The sequence below is a fragment of the Fructilactobacillus sp. X2R5C2 genome (assembly GCF_059901375.1).
Window position 1 is genome coordinate 267956 of record NZ_JBWXUX010000002.1, and the last position, 17548, is coordinate 285503.

The window sequence follows — 17548 nt, forward strand, 5'->3', positions numbered from 1 at the left end:
CTACGTTATTATTAGTACAATTCTAGCATATTATTTTTAATCTAGCTAAACGTAAAAAAATAAGAATCCGAGTGGGATTCTTATTTTTCAATTACGCTGTCTAATACTCCATTAATAAAGTTTCTGGATTTATCATCACAGAACTTTTTAGCTAATTCCAAAGCTTCATTAATAGCAACTTTATTCGGCGTTGCTTCTACATATTTAATTTCAAATAACGCAATTCTTAGAATAATTAAGTCAGCCTTACTTATTCGATCAATGGACCACTTATTAGCTAAGTGATCAGTAATAATGGCATCAAGCTCCGTTTTATGATCTCTTACTCCGTTGACGAGCTCTAAATAGTACTTAGGAGCGGTCACATCTTCTTTTACCAGATAATCAAAAAACTCACTTGGTTCCACCGAGTCATTACTTTCCATTGCAAACAAAGTTTGAAAAGCTAACTCCCTAATTTGATGTCGACTTATTTTCACTTTTTATCCTCATTATCGAATAACTTATCAGTATCAACTTTACCAGTACTCTTTGGAGGAATCATCCCTTCAACGTGAACATTAACGGCACCGATTCGAAGATCAGTCATAAACAACAACTGTTGTTTTACTTGACTCTGAATCTCTAATGCTACCTTAGGAACCGAAACGCCATAATTAAGATAGACAAAAATATCAACATTTAGTTTTCCATTAGCGATCGCTAGTTTGACACCCTTACCACGTTCTTTTCTTCCAAATAATTCATTTACACTAGAAGAAAAGCTACCACGCATACGATTGACACCTTCAACTTGCACAGCTGCAATTCCAGCTACTACTTCAATCACACGCGGTGCAATTTTAATTGATCCTAGGTCTGATTTCTTATTATCGAGTGTAATGAAACTTTCATCTGCTGCCATAATATAAACCCCCAATTGGTATAATAATCAGAATCGCCTAATTATTATGCCCGAGAAATGTAAGTACCATCGTCAGTATTGATAACTAACTTGTCACCTTTGTTAACGAAGAATGGAACTTGAAGGGTTAAACCTGTAGTCATAGTAGCTGGCTTTGATCCACCAGAAGCAGTATCACCCTTAATTCCAGGCTCAGTATCAGCTACTTCAAGTGTAACCGTCTTAGGGACTTCGACTCCAAGTGTTTCTCCACCATACTGAATTACCTGAACTTCCATGTTTTCTTGCAAGTAGTTCATTTCTTCTTTAACTTGTTCTCTTGGAATTGTTAATTGCTCATAATTATCCATATCCATAAAGACCAAACCGCTACCATCATCGTAAAGATACTGCATCTTTTTAGTCTCAATGTTGGCTTTTTCAACCTTAGCGCTGGCTCTGAAAGTCTTTTCTTGAACCGCTCCGGTCCTTAAGTTCTTTAACTTAGTCCGAACAAACGCTCCACCCTTACCAGGCTTTACGTGTTGAAAACTAACGATTTTCCAGATGTTATTGTCAGCTTGAATGGTCATACCATTTTTTACTTTTACAATTGAAATTGACATTTTCATGCCTCCCACATATTTATATTCCTATCATATCAATATCGATCATGTAAAAGCAAGTTACGATACTGATAAAAAAAGAGACCCCCACGTTTCCGCTAGGTCTCTTTTGATTTACTTAGTTGCTACTTCTGCTTCAGGGTAAACAGAAACTTGACGTTTGTCACGGCCTAAACGTTCGAAACGAACAATTCCATCAACTAAAGCGAATAATGTGTCATCTCCACCACGCTTAACGTTTTTGCCTGGGTAGATATGAGTTCCACGTTGACGGTATAAAATTGTACCAGTCGTTACTGATGAACCATCAGCGGCTTTTGTACCTAAACGACGTCCAGCAGAGTCACGACCGTTAGATGATGAACCACCAGTTTTATGGTGAGAGAAGAATTGTAGATTCATTTTTAACATGTGTTTACACCTCCAAATTAAAAGGATTATTATTTTACTTCAACATAATTCGCATATTGTTTTGAAATATCCTTAAGACCATTCATAAAGCTTTTAAGTAAAGTCTGGACCTTAACATCATCCCAGTGCTCATCAGGAATCTTAACCTGGAGATAACCTCCATTCTTTTCATCCTGTTTAACAAAGGGATCAACATCACAAACAGTAATTAAACCGTTCACAGAAGAAATAGCCAACGCTGACACAGCAGCACAAACAATGTCATGTCCGTACTCCCCAGAATCAGCATGCCCGGTTACTTTAAATCCAGTAATTAGATTATGATTTAAATCAAACTTAGCTTTAATCATGAGAATTAAGCATTAATTTTGTTGATAGTAACTTTAGTGTAAGGTTGTCTGTGACCCTTCTTTGATTGAGCGCCCTTCTTAGGCTTGTATCTAAAGATACGGATCTTCTTGCCCTTACCTTGCTTATCAACTTTTCCTTCGACTGAAGCACCATCAACTAATGGTGAACCAACCTTAGGAGTCTTACCACCAACAAAGACAACATCATCAAAAGTAACTTTATCGCCTTCATTAGCATCAAGTTTTTCAACAAAAATGGCTTCGCCTTCGGCAACTTTGTATTGCTTACCACCGGTTTCAATAATTGCGTACATGTAGTGCACCTCCCTATAATTTGCTTAGACTCGCCAGTATTAAGTGCCTAATGGACTTAAAAACTCATACTGAGCGGTTGTAGCTGTGGAAGTCCACAATTACAACATCACAAGTATATAAAAATTACTGGTATAAGTCAAATTAAAAAGGCACATCTCCTAAAAGATGTACCCTTTTAAATATGTCGCAGGAGCGATTCGAACGCTCGACCTACGGTTTAGAAGACCGTTGCTCTATCCAGCTGAGCTACTGCGACATAAACTCAAACAACAAGAACAATTATATTGAATATTAAACTATAAGTCAATGGTTTTTAATATATTACTAGATTTAGTGGTTATCTAAGACCGTGTTCAAGTCATTTTGAATCATTTCATCAAACTTGTCTGTGATTTCTTCTGCCTGAAAGCCTAGATCAACAATTCCAAACTTCAAAAACAAGGTCCAAGCGTGTTTATACCCAATTTTGCTCTTTTCGTAATAACTTTTGAGCAGCATATTTAGCATTGACAAATACAACGAATTTAAATCATCAGTTTTCTTCATTGCAGACAGTTTATTTAACGTTTGTTCATCTACATCAATAATGTCAGTCCAGCTTTGTAAATTAGCGATTAACAGAAAGTCCCGAAGTGTCTTGACATAATTCTCTAATTGGTAGTCTCGATTGCCACTGGGAACGGTAATATCCGTCTTTAACATCCCTGAACTTTTAGCCAGTTCACTCATGTGAATATTAAGTGAAACGTAAGAACTTGAAACATGGGTTCCTGGTTTCCAAATTTTCTGATCTTTGGCATCTAACTGTCGGTATAAGTTAACCGTGTCCGATACCATTTTACTGATATTCATATTTACTTCCTCCATTCTTTAATTTGCCGTTCAATTTGTTGAATTTCATCTGGATGTTGAACTAAATCATACCAACTGACGCTCATCTTGTTTCTAAACCACGTTAGTTGCCTCTTAGCGTAATGTCGTGAGTCTTTCTTGATCTCGCTTCTAACTTGATCAAGATCCTCTCTACCGTCAAAATAAGGGATAAATTCGCGATATCCAATTCCCTTACTAGCAGGAATTTTACGCCCACCATTTTTAAAAAGCCACTCATTTTCTTCAATTAGACCATTTTGCATCATCAGATCAACTCGATCATTAATCCGCTGATATAGAACTTTTCGATCGGTGTTTAATCCAATCACTAAATCATCATATTGTTTCCCAGAATTAACCTGATGTGAAATTGGTTTCCCCGTACTTTCATATACTTCAAGGGCTCGAATAATCCTCCGAGTATTTTCAACGGGAATCTTTACCGCCGAAACAGGATCAATTTGCTTCAATTGTTCCCACATTTTCTTTGGCCCACTAACTTTTAATTCGTCATTTAGTCGAGTACGAATATCAGGATCTTTTTTACTTCCTAAACTCAAACCATTTAACAACGAACTAACATAGAAGCCTGTTCCACCAACAATAATGGGTAAATGACCACGACCTGTGATTTCGGTAATTAGTTTTTGGGCTGCTTCAGTAAAATCTGCGACTGAGTACTGCTCATTAACGTCAATAATATTAATTAAATGATGTGGGATTCCCTCTTGTTCAGGTTCGGCTACCTTAGCGGTGCCCACATCTAAATGTCGATAAACTTGCATCGAGTCACCCGAAATAACCTCACCATTGAATCGCTTGGCAATCTTAATTGATAAGTTCGTTTTCCCAACTGCCGTTGGACCAACAATTGCTAATAATTTTTCCATAAATTCACCTAATTTAATGATGTTCTATACTGGATATATTAGCGCAAATAAAGCATAATAGACAAGTAGATAATAAAAAGGAGGCAATGACTATGAGTAAATTTACACAAGGATTTACTATCGGAGTTGCGGCATGTGTTGGAATTGCTGCAGGAGTTTGGCTTTCATTTAAGAAGACAGTGGTTCAACCAATTGAAGAACAAGAATCTAAGATGGATGAAAACCGCAAGAAAGCAAACCGAAAGAGTCATTCAGCTCATTTAAGTTAATAATATTCAGCAAAAAAGAGAACTCAACTGAGTTCTCTTTTTTATTTAACCTTTTTTAATCTTGCCATCCCATCTTTGATATCCTTCATCAAGGATTGAGATGTCTTTAAACCCCTTTTTATGAAGAAGCTTAGCAGCTTTCATGCTCAAAGTCTTATTTTGATCATACAAATAAACTGGTAGATCTGGTCTCAGTTCTTGATAAAAACTTCGAAAAGTTGAATATGGCATGTTCCTTGCACCTAAAATATGTCCATCGTTAAAAGCCTTACTTTCACGTAAGTCAATAACTTGAGATTTGCGAATCCCTTTTTGAAATTCGTCTTCATTCAAAAACTTACAATAACGTTTGGCCATTAAAATAGTAAATTCATGATACAACCACCAAATTAACAAAACCACTCCCAGAGTGATCAAAAAATAAAGAACTGAAACTATCACGCTACTCAATTAAAATCTCTCCAATACTTTTATCTAAATTGTAATGCTAATGAAGCTGCTCCAATCACACCAGCATCATTCCCCAATTGGGCTAATTTAATTTTAGTTGAATCACGAATTGATGGGAAGGCGTTTTCTTGGAAATATCGAGTGGTTGGTTGAAGCAAAGTGTTACCTGCATTCGAAACTCCACCACCAATAATAATACTTGCGGGATTAAGAGTGTTTCCAATGTCGGATAAAGCAAGACCAAGGTAGAAACAAATTCGGTTAACTACTTGGTTTGCCAAAATGTCACCATTGTCTGCTAAGTAGAAAATCATCTTAGAAGTAATCTTTTCATCAGTATTTTCTAGGTCTTTTAGACGCGAATGTCCATTAAATTCTTTTGACATGTCTTTTGCGACATGAACAATTCCAGTTGCTGAAGCATACTGTTCCAAACAACCTTTCTTTCCACAAGTACAGAGATAACCATTTGGTTGAACAGCAATATGACCAACTTCACCGGCACCACCGTTAACACCGTGGAGCAGTTTCCCGTTGGCAATCACTCCACCACCAACTCCAGTTCCTAAAGTAACGAAGACAACATCATCTTCAGTGCTACCTGCACCTCTCCAGTATTCTCCTAAGGAAGCCACATTGGCATCATTATCTAATTGAAACGGTAACCCAACCCCATTTTGAATTAATTCTCTAACTGGTTGTTCATCCTTCCAGTTAAGGTTGAAAGCTTCTGAAACCGTACCCTTCTCACGATTTACCGTTCCAGGTGTTCCCATTCCAATTCCAACAAAGTCATTAATGGTTTTATCAGAATCTTCGATGTGTTTGTTGATTGACTTGACGATATTTTCAACGATGTGAGCACCCTTGTCACTAGTATCGGTAAGCACTCTCCACTTATCAAGAACCTCACCATTTTCGTCCAAAAAAGCCATTTTGGTGGTCGTACCACCTAAGTCAATTCCAATCAAATTCTTTGCCATTCTATAGACCTCCCGTCTCATTTTTAGATTTTAAGTTTTTCTCTTCAATTCTGTGTTCACGTGTTAATACCAGTTTTGCGGATGTAAACTCTCGATCACTAACTACATGAGCATCATGGAGATGGTCAAGTTCCAGAGCCATCACCTCAATATCCCAAAGTCGTTTCCCGACATATACATATATTCCAAATTTTTTTAACAGTTGTTGAACATCATATAAAGTTGTCATTTTTAATCATCATCCTAAATTAACTATGTATAACGTGTCAACGAACAGAACCTAAATAGTACATTATTATTATACCAATAATTAAAGCGGTTGCATAAGATAATCGCATAATTTTATTTAAATTGATATTTTGTCTTAATCCTACAACAAAACTGACCAAGTAACCACCAATGAATCCACCGATGTGACCATAAATGTCAATCCCCGGAGTAAAAATATCAAACACTAAGTTAATTACCACAAAGAGAACGAACGTCTTCGCTGTACTTCTCACAAAATCATTACCACGATACTGAAATGCAATCATCAAAAAAGCACCAAATAATCCAAAGATAGCAGTACTAGATCCAGCTGAAATTCCATTTCCGAGGGCAAAACTCATCAGATTACCACAAACTCCAGAAACCATAAAGATGATGAAATACCTTAAGTGCCCAACAATTGGCTCAATCAACTTTCCCAAATAATATAATGTAATTCCATTGATTAGAATGTGTTGAAAGCCAATGTGAACAAAGATTGGGGTAATTAACCGCCACCATTGTCCATCCCGGACCAGTTGATTCGACTGAGCACCAAATTTCAATAAATTAAATACGTTTTCTGATCCGCCACTCACGGTCATCAATAAATAAATCACAATCATGACAAATAATAACAAATATGTGACCCACGGATAATTATTAATCCTTCTAATCTTTTGTCTTATCATGCTCATCCTCTATAAATAATTTGATCTAATTTAACGTCAAAATTCTCTGGCTTCCAATCTAAAGCAGAGATAACTTGTTCCTCTTGAGCTAGCGCTACTTTATATCCCTTAAAATGTGATAAGTATCGATCATAGAAACCAGCCCCATAGCCAATTCTCTGCTTGCTTTGAGGGTTAAATGCCACACCTGGAACAATCATTAAATCAATTTTATTCGATTTAACCACTGAACCAGCAACTGGTTCCCAAATTCCAAATCTAGTTTGCTGGAAAACCAAATTATGATCCATTTCAACAAATTCCATCTGATGATTTGGTAAGGTTCTGGGGACAACAACCCGTTTGCCTTCACCTAAAGCCTTGAAAATAATGGGAGCCGTGGGAATTTCATTTGTCGTATTCATGGTAGTAGCTACTATTTCAGCGTGATTCCATTCTGAAAGATGAAAAAGTTCTACATACAGATCAAAAAACTTTTGATCTGTATGTGTAGCACCTTCCATTTTATTTAATATTTGCTTTCTAACTTTATCCTTATTCAATTTTAGCACCCATTAATTTTATAATAAAAAAGATCTTGGGCAATAACCCAAAATCTTATTTTGTTTCGCGATGTAAAGTAACTTTTCTTTCACGTGGGCAATACTTTTCTAATTCTAAGCGATCGGGATTGTTACGACGACTCTTAGTTGATAAGTAATTGCGTTCGTGGCATTCAGTACATTCCAAAGTGATATGAACACGCATGTCAAATACCTCCAAACATATTCGTTTTTTTAACTAACTCAACAATCATAATCTTAACATCTTTAAACTTAGATATCCAGTCCTTTTAACAGAATGTTAAGTATTTTCCCTTAACAGCAACTAAGGCTTGTTCTGAACATCCGACCAGTATGCTTGATAAATTTGTTTAGCTAAATTCAAGTTATTATTTTCAGCATTAACAGGTAGATTTGGAATTGCAAGGGCAACCACCACTTGAGGATCCTTTGAAGGTGCATATGATGCCAAACTTAAAGTAACCGTTGGCTTACCTTCATAAAAGGTCTGAGCAGTACCGGTCTTCGCAGAAACCTCTGGAGAGATACTGGATAGATCTCCACCAGTCTTGTATTTATTGGTACCATGAACAACCTGGTACAGTCCTTGCGTAACAACGTTTCGTTCTGCTGGAGTCATTGGAATTTCATTTAGCACCGTCGGCATTGTGGTATTTTGAACGGCCCCAAGTTGGCCATTCTTCGTGTTAGTTGATCTTACATTTTGAACAACATGGGGTTTCATCCGATACCCACCATTAGCAATTGTTGACATATATTGAGCTAACTGAATCGTAGTGTATGAATCATAGTTACCAAACGATTCATCCAGTGCTTTACCAATGTTAGCAAAGGTTGATGGTCCTTGAATTCCGGCAGTTTCACCAGGTAAATCAATTCCGGTTTTAACTCCCAATCCAAATTGATTGAAGTAATTCCGCTCAGTGTTAAAGACGTTAGGACTCATGTTTAACGAGCCCCCGGCTTTATACTTAAAGCCGCCTTCCTTCATAGCAAGCTGCATCATGTATGAGTTCGATGAAACTTCCAGTGCCCCTTGAGCATTAACGGACATGTTAGCTTCACCATTTTTATTAAACCACGAACTCTTTTTAGCTCCACCAATATCAATTGGCATATCTTCCATCGTACTACTATTTGGGGTAATAACTTTATCCATCAATGCTCCAGATACCATAGCACCCTTTACGACGGATCCCATTACGATAGCACTGTTAATCGTTCCTAATTCGTTTGGCGTGATTTTCCCAGTCTTAGGATCACGATTTACTCCAGCCATTCCAATGACTGCACCATTCTTGGGATTCATGACGACCGCATAAGCTCCGGTTGAATTACCAACTCCTCCTGATTCAGAACCCTTTACTAGATCTTGGAGTTTATTCTGAAATTTGGAATTAATAGAAAGTTGAAGGTTTTGACCACGTTGACCAGGATATTTCTTAACTTCTTTAACAATCTTATTATCACCACCGACTTTTACTTCAGTCTGTGATTTTGATCCTCTCAAAACTGGCTCATATTGTTGTTCCAAATTACTTTGACCAACGGAATCATTTCTCGAATATCCTTCAGCTAATAATTCATTAACCCGATCAGATGGTAATCCCGTTTTACTAGAAGACACGTTTCCAACAATGCTTTGGATTTCATTACCAGATGGATAATCACGCGACCAGCTCGTTCCAACTTGAACTCCGGGCATTTCAGCAGCGTGTTCACCTACTTCAGCAATTTCCTTATTACTTACCCCATCAGTTTTAATATTGGTGGTCGATAATTGATAAGCCCCGCTCATTTCAGTAAAAATAGCAGCGGCGTTCTTCATTTGAGGGGTAACCTTAATAAGCTTGCCATCCTGAATCATATCTAAGGCTTTATCGTAAGCAGCTTGAGGTGCCAATTTTTCACCGTTAGGAACGGCCTTCGTTGCTTTGGCTAAATTAGTTTTATCAGCTAAGTAATATTCACCAATTTGTTTCTTAGTAAGTGTCTTGGTTGGAATGGTAATGTAACTACCAAGCTTATTGGCATTATTATAAATCTCCTGTGGCATGACACTTAAGCCCTTAGTGTAAGTGATAGCTCGATGAGTTTTGTTCCCAACTAAAACCTTCCCCGTTGAATCATAGATCATTCCACGAGGAACGTTTCCGTATTTCACTGAATTATCACTTTGATTAACATCTGACTTATATACTGACCCCTGAAAAATTTGCATGTATGCTAAACGAAAGACCAAAACCGCAAACAATATTCCCACAATAGCAAAAATAAAATTCAATCTAAACGGGATCTTGGAATTACCGTTTCGACGGCTTGAACCACGGCTTCTTCTCCTAAATAACCGATCAAAAAAGTTTTTCACAACGCTAACGCTCCTTAACTAACATTAATAACTCGAATTCATTATTTATGACGCTTTTCTTAATTCATGTATGATAACCTATTTACTAGAAAAACAATCAAACTGATTCCATTATAATTCACCAGTTTGATAAATTAATGAGGTAATCAAATGCTTAACCAAAAAATAAAAAAAATTTTGTCTAAGAATTTGTCATTAATTCTAGGCTTTTTGATACCAATAGTCATTATGGCATTATATGCAGTATATCGCAATATGGCTCCCTTCGGCAATAACACGATTTTAACGGTTGACTTAGGCCAACAATACATTGATTTTTTTGCTTACTTTAGAAGAGCAATTTTACAACATCCATCATCTATTTTTTACTCTTTTTCGAATGGTTTAGGAAATGAAATGATTGGAACATGGGCATACTATTTAATGAGTCCTTTAAATCTCATTCTGCTTTTCTTCAGTAATGACAATTTATCAATCGGAGTCTTATTTCTTCTTTTAATCAAAATTGGCCTATCTGGCTTCACTTTCAGCGTTCTCATAAAGAAGCTCAAGCTTACTAAATCATGGTTAATTTCATCATCGTTTGCAACCGCATACGCTTTAAATGGTTGGATGGTAGCTAACAACTTAAACATCATTTGGTTAGACGCCATGATTTTGCTTCCTTTAATTGTATTAGGGCTTTCTCAACTTTTAAAAAATAAGCATTCGGCACTGTTCATCATTTCTTACACTGCCATGTTAATCATCAACTACTACATGGCTTATATGATCACCATCTTTATCATCTTATTAACAATTTATTATTTAGCTGTTAATGCCAAGAGCATCAAAGAAGCTGCCACTAAACTACTACGACTTCTTATCAACGGAATCATTTCCGTTGGACTAGCTGCTTTCATCCTATTCCCTGTCTTTTACTCTTTGCTTAATTCAAAGGGACAAGGATTTTCGTCTAAATTAAATTTCAAGTTTGAATACCCCATTCTAGACATTGTCACCAAGTTAACTCCTGGATCATTTAACTTTGATCAAATGCCGAATGGACTACCAAACATTTTTGTTTCTTCAATGATCCTAATGTTGTTTTTATTGTTTTTTATTAATCGAACCTTTTCTAAAAGGCTTCGATTCGCCACTTTCATAATGACAATTTTTCTCATTTTGTCAGCTTGTTTTGAACCACTTAATCTATTCTGGCATGCCTTTCAATTTCCAATATGGTATCCATACCGCTTTTCATTTGTAATTTGCTTCTGGTTAATTATGGTTGCCTTAACAAGTTTAAAGCACATTCGATCCATCAACCTCACACAAAAGGGCCTTTGGATCATAATAATAACCTTACTAGCAATGATTGGATACACTTGCCTTAGAATTTCCAAATATAACTATTTAAAGTGGTACACAGTGACAATTGAAGGATTAATGATATTAGCTTCACTAATTGTCTTAATAACTCCATTCCGCAAAGAAAAATGGTTTAATGCTGGTATCTTTTCGTTGGTAATTTTTGGTATTGCCACTAATCTCTTCCTATCACTAGACAACATTTCATATTTAAGTAACGTTGAATACCGAGGTTACGTGACAAAACTAAACCAAGTAACAACGACTCTTCATGCTAAATCTTCTAACCAGCTTTTTCGTATCAATAAAGATTTTTCCCGCACTAAAAATGATCCGTTTAACTTTGGTTTCAACGGTGCGTCTCTATTTTCTTCCGTTATGAATCCTCAAATGTCGAACTTGATCGGTAATCTTGGTCAACCAAATGGAGATGGAGTCATTGAATATTCTAGTGGAACCATGGTTTCGGACGCGTTATTATCCATGAATTATCATATTGCTCGTCCATTGACTGCATCCGTTGATGTTCCTGGGATTCGCGAGTTCCCTGAAAGATATGATCAAGCCGCTTATAAATATCAAAATAATGTCGCAGGATTCTCATTATATAAAAACCAGTATGCCCTGCCAATGCTATTTAGTGCTAGTAAGCAGGCAATTACGAGCCAGGCTACTAGTGCCGATCCAATCCAATATCAGTCAGAGTTGTGGTCCAACTTAACCGGTAACCAAAGTGTTAGGAGGAACCTTTTTTCAAACCGCAACTTTGACAACGTGAGATATAACAATGTAACTAAGCATAACCAATTAACTGGTACGATTTTTAATAAAGTTAACCCACTCAAGCCGGCATCATTAGAACTCGAATTTAAACCACAAACTAATGACTCCTACTATTTGACCCTTGGCACTGAAATGCAAAATAGCAAGTGTGATTTATTCGTAAATGGTAATCAATTATCACTTAGTCCCGAATCAAATTCCATCAAGGTGATAAACATTGCTAACCAATCAAAGGACAAAGTTGTTAACGTTAAAATCCAATTCAAAAAATCATCGTTGTGGCTTCAGAATTTTACTCTCTACCAATTAAATAATTCTCTTTTTAAGCAGACTGACCATCAACTCCAAGCGGGATCGATCAAGGTTACTAGTCCTAATTCAAGAAGGGTTAATGCCATTGTCGATACCAACAATTCAAAGTCCGTTGTTGCTTCAAGTATCCCATATTCAAAGGGATGGCACGCTAAAGTTAACGGAAAAAATCATCCTATTACCAAATGGGATAATTACTTTATTGCCATAAAAACTGGTAAGGGCAAGCAAAACATTCAGCTTTCATATTGGCCACCATTTTTAAACCTTGGAATCTTGGTAAGTGTGCTAACGTTACTTATATTACTTGTCCAAACCAGATTCAAAAAATTACGTAAATAAATAAGACAATCGTCTTAACTGACGATTGTCTTATTTAAATTGCACAATTATTTAACTGATAAAATTTTAACGTGCATAACGCCCGCGGGAATATCAATATCAACATTCTCTCCTACTTTGTGTCCAAGTAAAGCTTGGGCAATCGGAGAATCATTTGAAATTTTTCCACTCATTGGATCTGCTTCAGCGGCTCCAACAATTTTAAACGTTTCAGGATCTTCATCGGGCAATTCTTTAAACTGAATTTCTTTTCCGACCGTAACTTCATCTTCATCGGTTTCTTCTTTATCAACAACCTGAGCATATTGGAGCATGTGTTCAACCGTCGAAATTCGACTTTCTAACATGCTTTGCTCATTCTTTGCTGATTCGTATTCAGAATTCTCAGATAAATCACCATAACTTCTAGCAACTTTAATTCGATCAACAATCTTAGGACGCTGATTAACTTTCAAATCCTTTAATTCAGTTTCAAGCTTTTCCTTACCCTCTTGCGTCATTGGATACATTTCATCTTCAGCCATTCTTACACCTCACTAATTTATTCAAAATTAAAATACCATTTAAATCAAGATTTAGCAACTTAACTAGATTGTCGTATCAATTGCATTACTAATTGGATCATCACCAATGTCATTTAAAATCGACTGAATTTTAGTAACAAGTAAGTCAATTGCCACTTGATTTTTTCCACCTTCAGGGATAATTATATCAGCATACCGTTTCGTCGGCTCAACAAATTGAAGGTGCATTGGACGAACCGTTGCCAAGTACTGCTGAATTACTGAATCAAGCGATCGTCCCCGTTCACTTGTATCCCTTTGAATTCTTCTGATTACCCGAATGTCGGCATCGGTATCAACGTACACTTTAATGTCCATCAAATCACGTAATCTTTTATCATCAAGAATCAAAATGCCCTCAACAATGATGACATCCCGCGGTTCCTGAGTAATCGTCTTGCTACTCCGCGTGAACTTAGAGTAGTCATAAACTGGTTTTTCAATTGATTCATAATTTAAAAGTTGCTTTAATTGTTTAACCATCAAATCGGTATCAAAAGCCAGTGGATGATCATAATTAACTTGTCTTCTCTCATCCATCGTCATATTAGCTTGATCCTTGTAGTAAGAATCTTGTTGCAAAATTGCAATGGAATGCCCTAACAAACGGTGCAAGATTGCACGACTAACCGTCGTTTTTCCACTACTAGAACCACCAGTGACGCCAATAATAACTGGTCTTTCCTTCTTTTTCACCATGTCTCTCCTCCACTACCGATTAATGTGAGTTTTAATGTTATTTTGTTGTTCTTTCAAGTTTTTAGCGTAATAAATCTTTTTGGTCTTGTTATCGGCCAAGAAATACAAGTATCCCTTATCCATATCCGTTGGATACAAAACCGCATGAACTGAACTTACTGAAGGACTATCAAACGGGCCAGGTCCAAATCCCTGGTTGATATAAAGATTATATTTAGAATTAACCGTCAGGTCACGTTTAGAAAGGGTCTTAGTATTCTTATGAAGTGCATATAAAACAGCTACATCTGATTGGAGTGGCATTTTCTTCTCAATTCGATTTCTAAGTACCCCAGCCATCTTATTGCGATCATCCTGGCTAACGCCTTCCCGTTCAATCAATGAAGCTAAAGTCAGGGTTTGTTGTACCGTTAACTTTTGATCTTTCATTCGTTGATAATATGGCTGATACATTGCGTTACTCTTAGCAAGCATCAAACTTACCAACATCTTTAACGATGAATGTTTTGGAACCGGGTAAGTTGCCGGATACAGATACCCCTCAAAAAAGTAGCGAGTGTCTTTTGCATTTTTAGCTGAACTTAACAGCTCAGGATAATTTTGTACCATGGCATCAAAGAACTTACGGTCCTTCATAAGGGACAGAAACTCATCTTTAGAGAAATCGGTATTCTTAGCAATGATATCCGCAATTTGATCAATGTTATCACCCTCAGGAATGATTAGTTTACTATTGGTACTTTGAATTGGCTCAGAACTTCCACCCTTTTGGAGATTCTGCGCAATGTTATCCAAAGACATCGAAGGCTTCAATTGATAATATCCGGACTTAAAATTAGTAATATTGTGAGACTTAACGTAGTAATTAAACACCATTCCACTTTTAACCACTTTCGATTTTTGTAAGATCGCACCAATTTTTTTGGTAGATGATCCCCTGGGAATGTCGACTTGGGTCACTTGCTGATCATGGGGATCAAGTGGTTGAAGGGATGTTTTGAAGTAATGATGACCAATTAACACAATTGCAATGACTAAAATCACAATAATTACGATCACTGAATAAATAATTTTCTTGCCAAATGAACTGGTCTTGGCTTTTAAAATGACACCCTTTAAACGTTTCTTTTTGTCATCCATTACAAATCCGCCTTTATCTAATCTCAGCGTTTAACTCGTTAGTTAAGCGCTTTTGAATTTTATCTACTGCTTTATCAACAGTCTCATCTTTTAAGGTGGCGTTGGGATCTTCAAATGTCAAAGAATATGCAATTGATTTTTTACCTTCAGGGACATTACTACCTTGGTATACATCAAACACGGTAGCGTCTTGTAAGTATGCGCCGCCTCTTCTAGTAATTAATTTATTAATCTCAGCATTCGTAACGTTCTCATCAACTAACATGGCAATATCACGGTGAATTGCTGGGTATTGACCGACCTTTTGATATTGTTGGCCCGATTTTGGTGCTGTATATAAATAATCAAGATCTAGTTCAAAAACATAGGTTTCCTTAATCTTAAATTGCTTAGCAACTTTAGGATGAACCTCACCAATAAATCCAATAAGATGGTCATCTAGTTTAATCAGAGCGGTTCTACCAGGATGCATATCGGCCATTTTGTCCGTAGAAACATAAGTGATATGTCCCTTTAAAGAATGGCTTGCCAAATACTTTTCCAGAATTCCCTTAATTTGATAAAAATCAACTGGCTTGGCCTTTTGGTCCCAACTATTAGCAACAAGCGAGCCAGAAATGGCACCAGCAATATGTTCCACTTCATCAGGTCGAACCTGATCTTCATCTTGTTTGTAAAAGACCCGTCCTTGCTCATAAAGTGGTACGTTCAAAACATTTCGTGCCTGATTATAAGCCACGTCATCCAATAAACCTGAAATCAAATTCATTCTTAAAATAGCATGATCTTCAGTCATGGGCCACTGTAATGGGGTTTCTGAACTAGTTCTTAACATAAACATTTTTGCTTTTTCTTGAGTAGTTAATGAATAAGACATTGCGTGAGTTAGTCCAAGTCCTTCAAGCGTTCCCCTTGATTTCCTGATCATTTCTTGTTTGGGGGTTAATCCGCCTTCAGTTGTCTGAGTAATTGGTAATGTAGACGGAATGTTGTCATATCCATATATTCGAGCTACCTCTTCAACTAGATCAGCATCAATTTTAAGATCCCAGCATCTAGTTGGAACCGTGACAGTCAGATTATCACCGGATTTTTCTACACCAAATCCTAAACGTTTAAAAATTGAAACAATTTCTTCAACACTAAGATTCGTGCCAAGGACATGGTTAATATAAGAAGCCGAAATTGAAATGACACGTGGTTGAACTTCTTCATTACTACCATTAACAATCCCTTGTTCCGATTCACCGTTGGCCAAGTCTTCTGCCATCCCAGCGGCATACTCAAGGGCTGCTTCAACGTTTCCATGGTCAACTCCACGTTCAAAACGCTGCGAGGCATCCGTGTGGAGAAGCTGTTTTTGGGCCATTTTTCGTGTCTTAACGGGATCAAAGACACCCGCTTCAAAAACAATATTCTTGGTCTCAGACGTTACTTCCGTGTCCTTACCACCCATTAATCCAGCGAGTGCGATTGGTTTATCATCCGCAATTACAACATCAGTACTGGTTAACTTTCGATCATTTCCGTCCAAGGTAGTAATTACTTCACCATCTTTAGCATTTCTGACCTCAAGATCCTTTGACTTCAACTTATCCAAATCATAGGCATGCATTGGTTGCCCAACTTTAACCATGATGAAGTTAGTAATATCAACAATGTTATTAATCGGCTTAATACCAGAATTCCATAACTTAATCTGGAGCCACAATGGACTTGGCTTCACATCCACATTTTCGACAACTTTCAGCTTATAAATTGGAGCTAAATTAGGATCTGCTTTTGCCGAAATAAATTCGTCAGTGTCATGGGTCCCAGTGGGTGCACTAGCATGCTCAATGAAATTAACTTTTTCATCAAAAACAGCGCCCAAATCATATGCCGTACCACGAACACTCAACATGTCACCACGATTAGGCGTAACGTCTAGGTCAATTAGTGATTCATTCATTCCTAGATAGTTATAAACTTCATCGCCAACCCTAGCGTTATCTGGCAAGAAATAAATGCCGTCTTTCCATTCATCAGGAACGATTGATTTATCAAAGCCAATCTCATCAAGCGCACATAGCATTCCATTTGATTCAACACCACGCATTTTAGACTTCTTGATTTTAACATTATCCGCAATTCGGGCACCTGACAAAGCAACAATGACTTTTTTACCGATCTCAACGTTTGGAGCACCACAAACAATTTGAATGGGTTCATCTTCACCAACATCGATTTGTGTAATATGAAGATGATCGGCATCTGGATGATCTTTAATGGATAAAATTTGACCAACCACGATTTTTTTAAGTCCATCACTCCGTTTAAAAACAGAATCAACCTCAACGGACGTTTTCTCAATTTTATTAGCTAGTTCTTCGGGAGAAAGCTTAATTTGAACATAATCTTTCAACCATTCATAAGATATCAGCAAATTTATTTCCTC

21 protein-coding genes, 1 tRNA gene and 1 other annotated feature are annotated in these 17548 nt (G+C 36.9%); of the genes, 2 read left to right on the plus strand and 20 right to left on the minus strand.

Going from position 1 to position 17548, the window contains the following annotated elements; all coding sequences use genetic code 11:
* Window positions 1–80 precede the first annotated feature (80 nt).
* From nusB to miaA, 9 genes are all read right to left on the minus strand, one after another.
* On the minus strand, window positions 81–479 hold the full coding sequence (gene nusB / locus AC6UD2_RS03885; RefSeq protein WP_010021535.1) for a transcription antitermination factor NusB: 399 nt from the start codon (window positions 477–479) through the stop codon (window positions 81–83).
* Window positions 476–904: an Asp23/Gls24 family envelope stress response protein gene (locus tag AC6UD2_RS03890; protein WP_010021536.1), complete on the minus strand. Its 429-nt coding sequence runs from the start codon at window positions 902–904 to the stop codon at window positions 476–478. The genes nusB and AC6UD2_RS03890 overlap by 4 nt, the downstream gene beginning before the upstream one ends.
* 44 nt (window positions 905–948) lie before the next feature.
* Entirely contained in the window at window positions 949–1509 is a 561-nt protein-coding gene (gene efp / locus AC6UD2_RS03895; RefSeq protein WP_039143941.1) for an elongation factor P, read from the minus strand.
* A 114-nt stretch (window positions 1510–1623) separates the two neighbouring features.
* A complete protein-coding gene (gene rpmA, locus AC6UD2_RS03900; RefSeq protein WP_010021538.1) occupies window positions 1624–1920 on the minus strand; it encodes a 50S ribosomal protein L27 in 297 nt (98 codons plus the stop codon).
* A 29-nt stretch (window positions 1921–1949) separates the two neighbouring features.
* Window positions 1950–2270, minus strand: coding sequence for a ribosomal-processing cysteine protease Prp (locus AC6UD2_RS03905; RefSeq protein WP_500698088.1), 321 nt, complete (start codon window positions 2268–2270; stop codon window positions 1950–1952).
* Between the two features lie 5 nt (window positions 2271–2275).
* Entirely contained in the window at window positions 2276–2584 is a 309-nt protein-coding gene (gene rplU / locus AC6UD2_RS03910; RefSeq protein WP_010021542.1) for a 50S ribosomal protein L21, read from the minus strand.
* 16 nt (window positions 2585–2600) lie between these two features.
* Window positions 2601–2673: a sequence feature (ribosomal protein L21 leader region), on the minus strand.
* Window positions 2674–2767: 94 nt separating this feature from the next.
* A tRNA-Arg gene (locus AC6UD2_RS03915) sits at window positions 2768–2841 on the minus strand.
* Between the two features lie 74 nt (window positions 2842–2915).
* Window positions 2916–3437, minus strand: a complete 522-nt coding sequence (locus AC6UD2_RS03920; protein ID WP_010021543.1) for a hypothetical protein — start codon at window positions 3435–3437, stop codon at window positions 2916–2918.
* A 2-nt stretch (window positions 3438–3439) separates the two neighbouring features.
* Window positions 3440–4348, minus strand: coding sequence for a tRNA (adenosine(37)-N6)-dimethylallyltransferase MiaA (gene miaA, locus AC6UD2_RS03925; RefSeq protein ID WP_500698089.1), 909 nt, complete (start codon window positions 4346–4348; stop codon window positions 3440–3442).
* 92 nt (window positions 4349–4440) lie between these two features.
* Between miaA and AC6UD2_RS03930 the strand changes: the two genes are divergently transcribed.
* Window positions 4441–4617, plus strand: coding sequence for a DUF3042 family protein (locus AC6UD2_RS03930; RefSeq protein ID WP_500698090.1), 177 nt, complete (start codon window positions 4441–4443; stop codon window positions 4615–4617).
* Window positions 4618–4662: 45 nt separating this feature from the next.
* On the opposite strand, the gene AC6UD2_RS03935 is transcribed toward AC6UD2_RS03930, so the two are convergent.
* The 7 genes from AC6UD2_RS03935 to AC6UD2_RS03965 form a co-directional block, all read right to left on the minus strand.
* Window positions 4663–5067, minus strand: coding sequence for a rhodanese-like domain-containing protein (locus AC6UD2_RS03935; RefSeq protein WP_052236581.1), 405 nt, complete (start codon window positions 5065–5067; stop codon window positions 4663–4665).
* 20 nt (window positions 5068–5087) lie between these two features.
* A complete protein-coding gene (locus AC6UD2_RS03940) occupies window positions 5088–6050 on the minus strand; it encodes an ROK family glucokinase (RefSeq protein WP_010021548.1) in 963 nt (320 codons plus the stop codon).
* 1 nt (window position 6051) lies between these two features.
* On the minus strand, window positions 6052–6279 hold the full coding sequence (locus AC6UD2_RS03945) for a YqgQ family protein (RefSeq protein ID WP_010021549.1): 228 nt from the start codon (window positions 6277–6279) through the stop codon (window positions 6052–6054).
* A 37-nt stretch (window positions 6280–6316) separates the two neighbouring features.
* Window positions 6317–6991: a rhomboid family intramembrane serine protease gene (locus AC6UD2_RS03950; RefSeq protein WP_500698091.1), complete on the minus strand. Its 675-nt coding sequence runs from the start codon at window positions 6989–6991 to the stop codon at window positions 6317–6319.
* Window positions 6992–6993: 2 nt separating this feature from the next.
* Window positions 6994–7533 carry a 5-formyltetrahydrofolate cyclo-ligase gene (locus AC6UD2_RS03955; RefSeq protein WP_500698092.1) on the minus strand — a complete coding sequence of 180 codons (540 nt, stop codon included), beginning with the start codon at window positions 7531–7533 and terminating at the stop codon, window positions 6994–6996.
* Window positions 7534–7588: 55 nt separating this feature from the next.
* Window positions 7589–7738, minus strand: a complete 150-nt coding sequence (gene rpmG / locus AC6UD2_RS03960; RefSeq protein ID WP_081454141.1) for a 50S ribosomal protein L33 — start codon at window positions 7736–7738, stop codon at window positions 7589–7591.
* A gap of 120 nt (window positions 7739–7858) precedes the next feature.
* Entirely contained in the window at window positions 7859–9922 is a 2064-nt protein-coding gene (locus tag AC6UD2_RS03965) for a peptidoglycan D,D-transpeptidase FtsI family protein (RefSeq protein ID WP_500698093.1), read from the minus strand.
* Window positions 9923–10072: 150 nt separating this feature from the next.
* Between AC6UD2_RS03965 and AC6UD2_RS03970 the strand changes: the two genes are divergently transcribed.
* Window positions 10073–12709, plus strand: coding sequence for a YfhO family protein (locus tag AC6UD2_RS03970; protein WP_500698094.1), 2637 nt, complete (start codon window positions 10073–10075; stop codon window positions 12707–12709).
* A 47-nt stretch (window positions 12710–12756) separates the two neighbouring features.
* On the opposite strand, the gene greA is transcribed toward AC6UD2_RS03970, so the two are convergent.
* From greA to pheT, 4 genes are all read right to left on the minus strand, one after another.
* Window positions 12757–13233, minus strand: a complete 477-nt coding sequence (gene greA, locus AC6UD2_RS03975) for a transcription elongation factor GreA (protein ID WP_500698095.1) — start codon at window positions 13231–13233, stop codon at window positions 12757–12759.
* Between the two features lie 63 nt (window positions 13234–13296).
* Entirely contained in the window at window positions 13297–13971 is a 675-nt protein-coding gene (gene udk / locus AC6UD2_RS03980) for a uridine kinase (protein ID WP_010021558.1), read from the minus strand.
* A gap of 12 nt (window positions 13972–13983) precedes the next feature.
* Window positions 13984–15111 (minus strand): endolytic transglycosylase MltG, encoded by a 1128-nt coding sequence (gene mltG, locus AC6UD2_RS03985; RefSeq protein WP_500698096.1) that lies wholly within the window; start codon window positions 15109–15111, stop codon window positions 13984–13986.
* 13 nt (window positions 15112–15124) lie between these two features.
* Complete coding sequence (pheT, locus tag AC6UD2_RS03990; protein WP_500698097.1) at window positions 15125–17536, minus strand: phenylalanine--tRNA ligase subunit beta; 2412 nt, start codon at window positions 17534–17536, stop codon at window positions 15125–15127.
* Window positions 17537–17548: the final 12 nt, after the last annotated feature.

What these genes read in the sequence shown, in the direction of transcription:
- AC6UD2_RS03950 (WP_500698091.1), bottom strand. Translation starts at nt 6,991, where the DNA reads ATGATAAGACAAAAGATTAGAAGGATTAATAATTATCCGTGGGTCACA.
- udk (WP_010021558.1), bottom strand. Translation starts at nt 13,971, where the DNA reads ATGGTGAAAAAGAAGGAAAGACCAGTTATTATTGGCGTCACTGGTGGT.
- AC6UD2_RS03920 (WP_010021543.1), bottom strand. Translation starts at nt 3,437, where the DNA reads ATGAATATCAGTAAAATGGTATCGGACACGGTTAACTTATACCGACAG.
- AC6UD2_RS03945 (WP_010021549.1), bottom strand. Translation starts at nt 6,279, where the DNA reads ATGACAACTTTATATGATGTTCAACAACTGTTAAAAAAATTTGGAATA.
- greA (WP_500698095.1), bottom strand. Translation starts at nt 13,233, where the DNA reads ATGGCTGAAGATGAAATGTATCCAATGACGCAAGAGGGTAAGGAAAAG.
- AC6UD2_RS03905 (WP_500698088.1), bottom strand. Translation starts at nt 2,270, where the DNA reads ATGATTAAAGCTAAGTTTGATTTAAATCATAATCTAATTACTGGATTT.
- miaA (WP_500698089.1), bottom strand. Translation starts at nt 4,348, where the DNA reads ATGGAAAAATTATTAGCAATTGTTGGTCCAACGGCAGTTGGGAAAACG.
- AC6UD2_RS03970 (WP_500698094.1), top strand. Translation starts at nt 10,073, where the DNA reads ATGCTTAACCAAAAAATAAAAAAAATTTTGTCTAAGAATTTGTCATTA.
- AC6UD2_RS03930 (WP_500698090.1), top strand. Translation starts at nt 4,441, where the DNA reads ATGAGTAAATTTACACAAGGATTTACTATCGGAGTTGCGGCATGTGTT.
- mltG (WP_500698096.1), bottom strand. Translation starts at nt 15,111, where the DNA reads ATGGATGACAAAAAGAAACGTTTAAAGGGTGTCATTTTAAAAGCCAAG.
- rpmA (WP_010021538.1), bottom strand. Translation starts at nt 1,920, where the DNA reads ATGTTAAAAATGAATCTACAATTCTTCTCTCACCATAAAACTGGTGGT.
- efp (WP_039143941.1), bottom strand. Translation starts at nt 1,509, where the DNA reads ATGTCAATTTCAATTGTAAAAGTAAAAAATGGTATGACCATTCAAGCT.
- AC6UD2_RS03940 (WP_010021548.1), bottom strand. Translation starts at nt 6,050, where the DNA reads ATGGCAAAGAATTTGATTGGAATTGACTTAGGTGGTACGACCACCAAA.
- AC6UD2_RS03890 (WP_010021536.1), bottom strand. Translation starts at nt 904, where the DNA reads ATGGCAGCAGATGAAAGTTTCATTACACTCGATAATAAGAAATCAGAC.
- rplU (WP_010021542.1), bottom strand. Translation starts at nt 2,584, where the DNA reads ATGTACGCAATTATTGAAACCGGTGGTAAGCAATACAAAGTTGCCGAA.
- rpmG (WP_081454141.1), bottom strand. Translation starts at nt 7,738, where the DNA reads ATGCGTGTTCATATCACTTTGGAATGTACTGAATGCCACGAACGCAAT.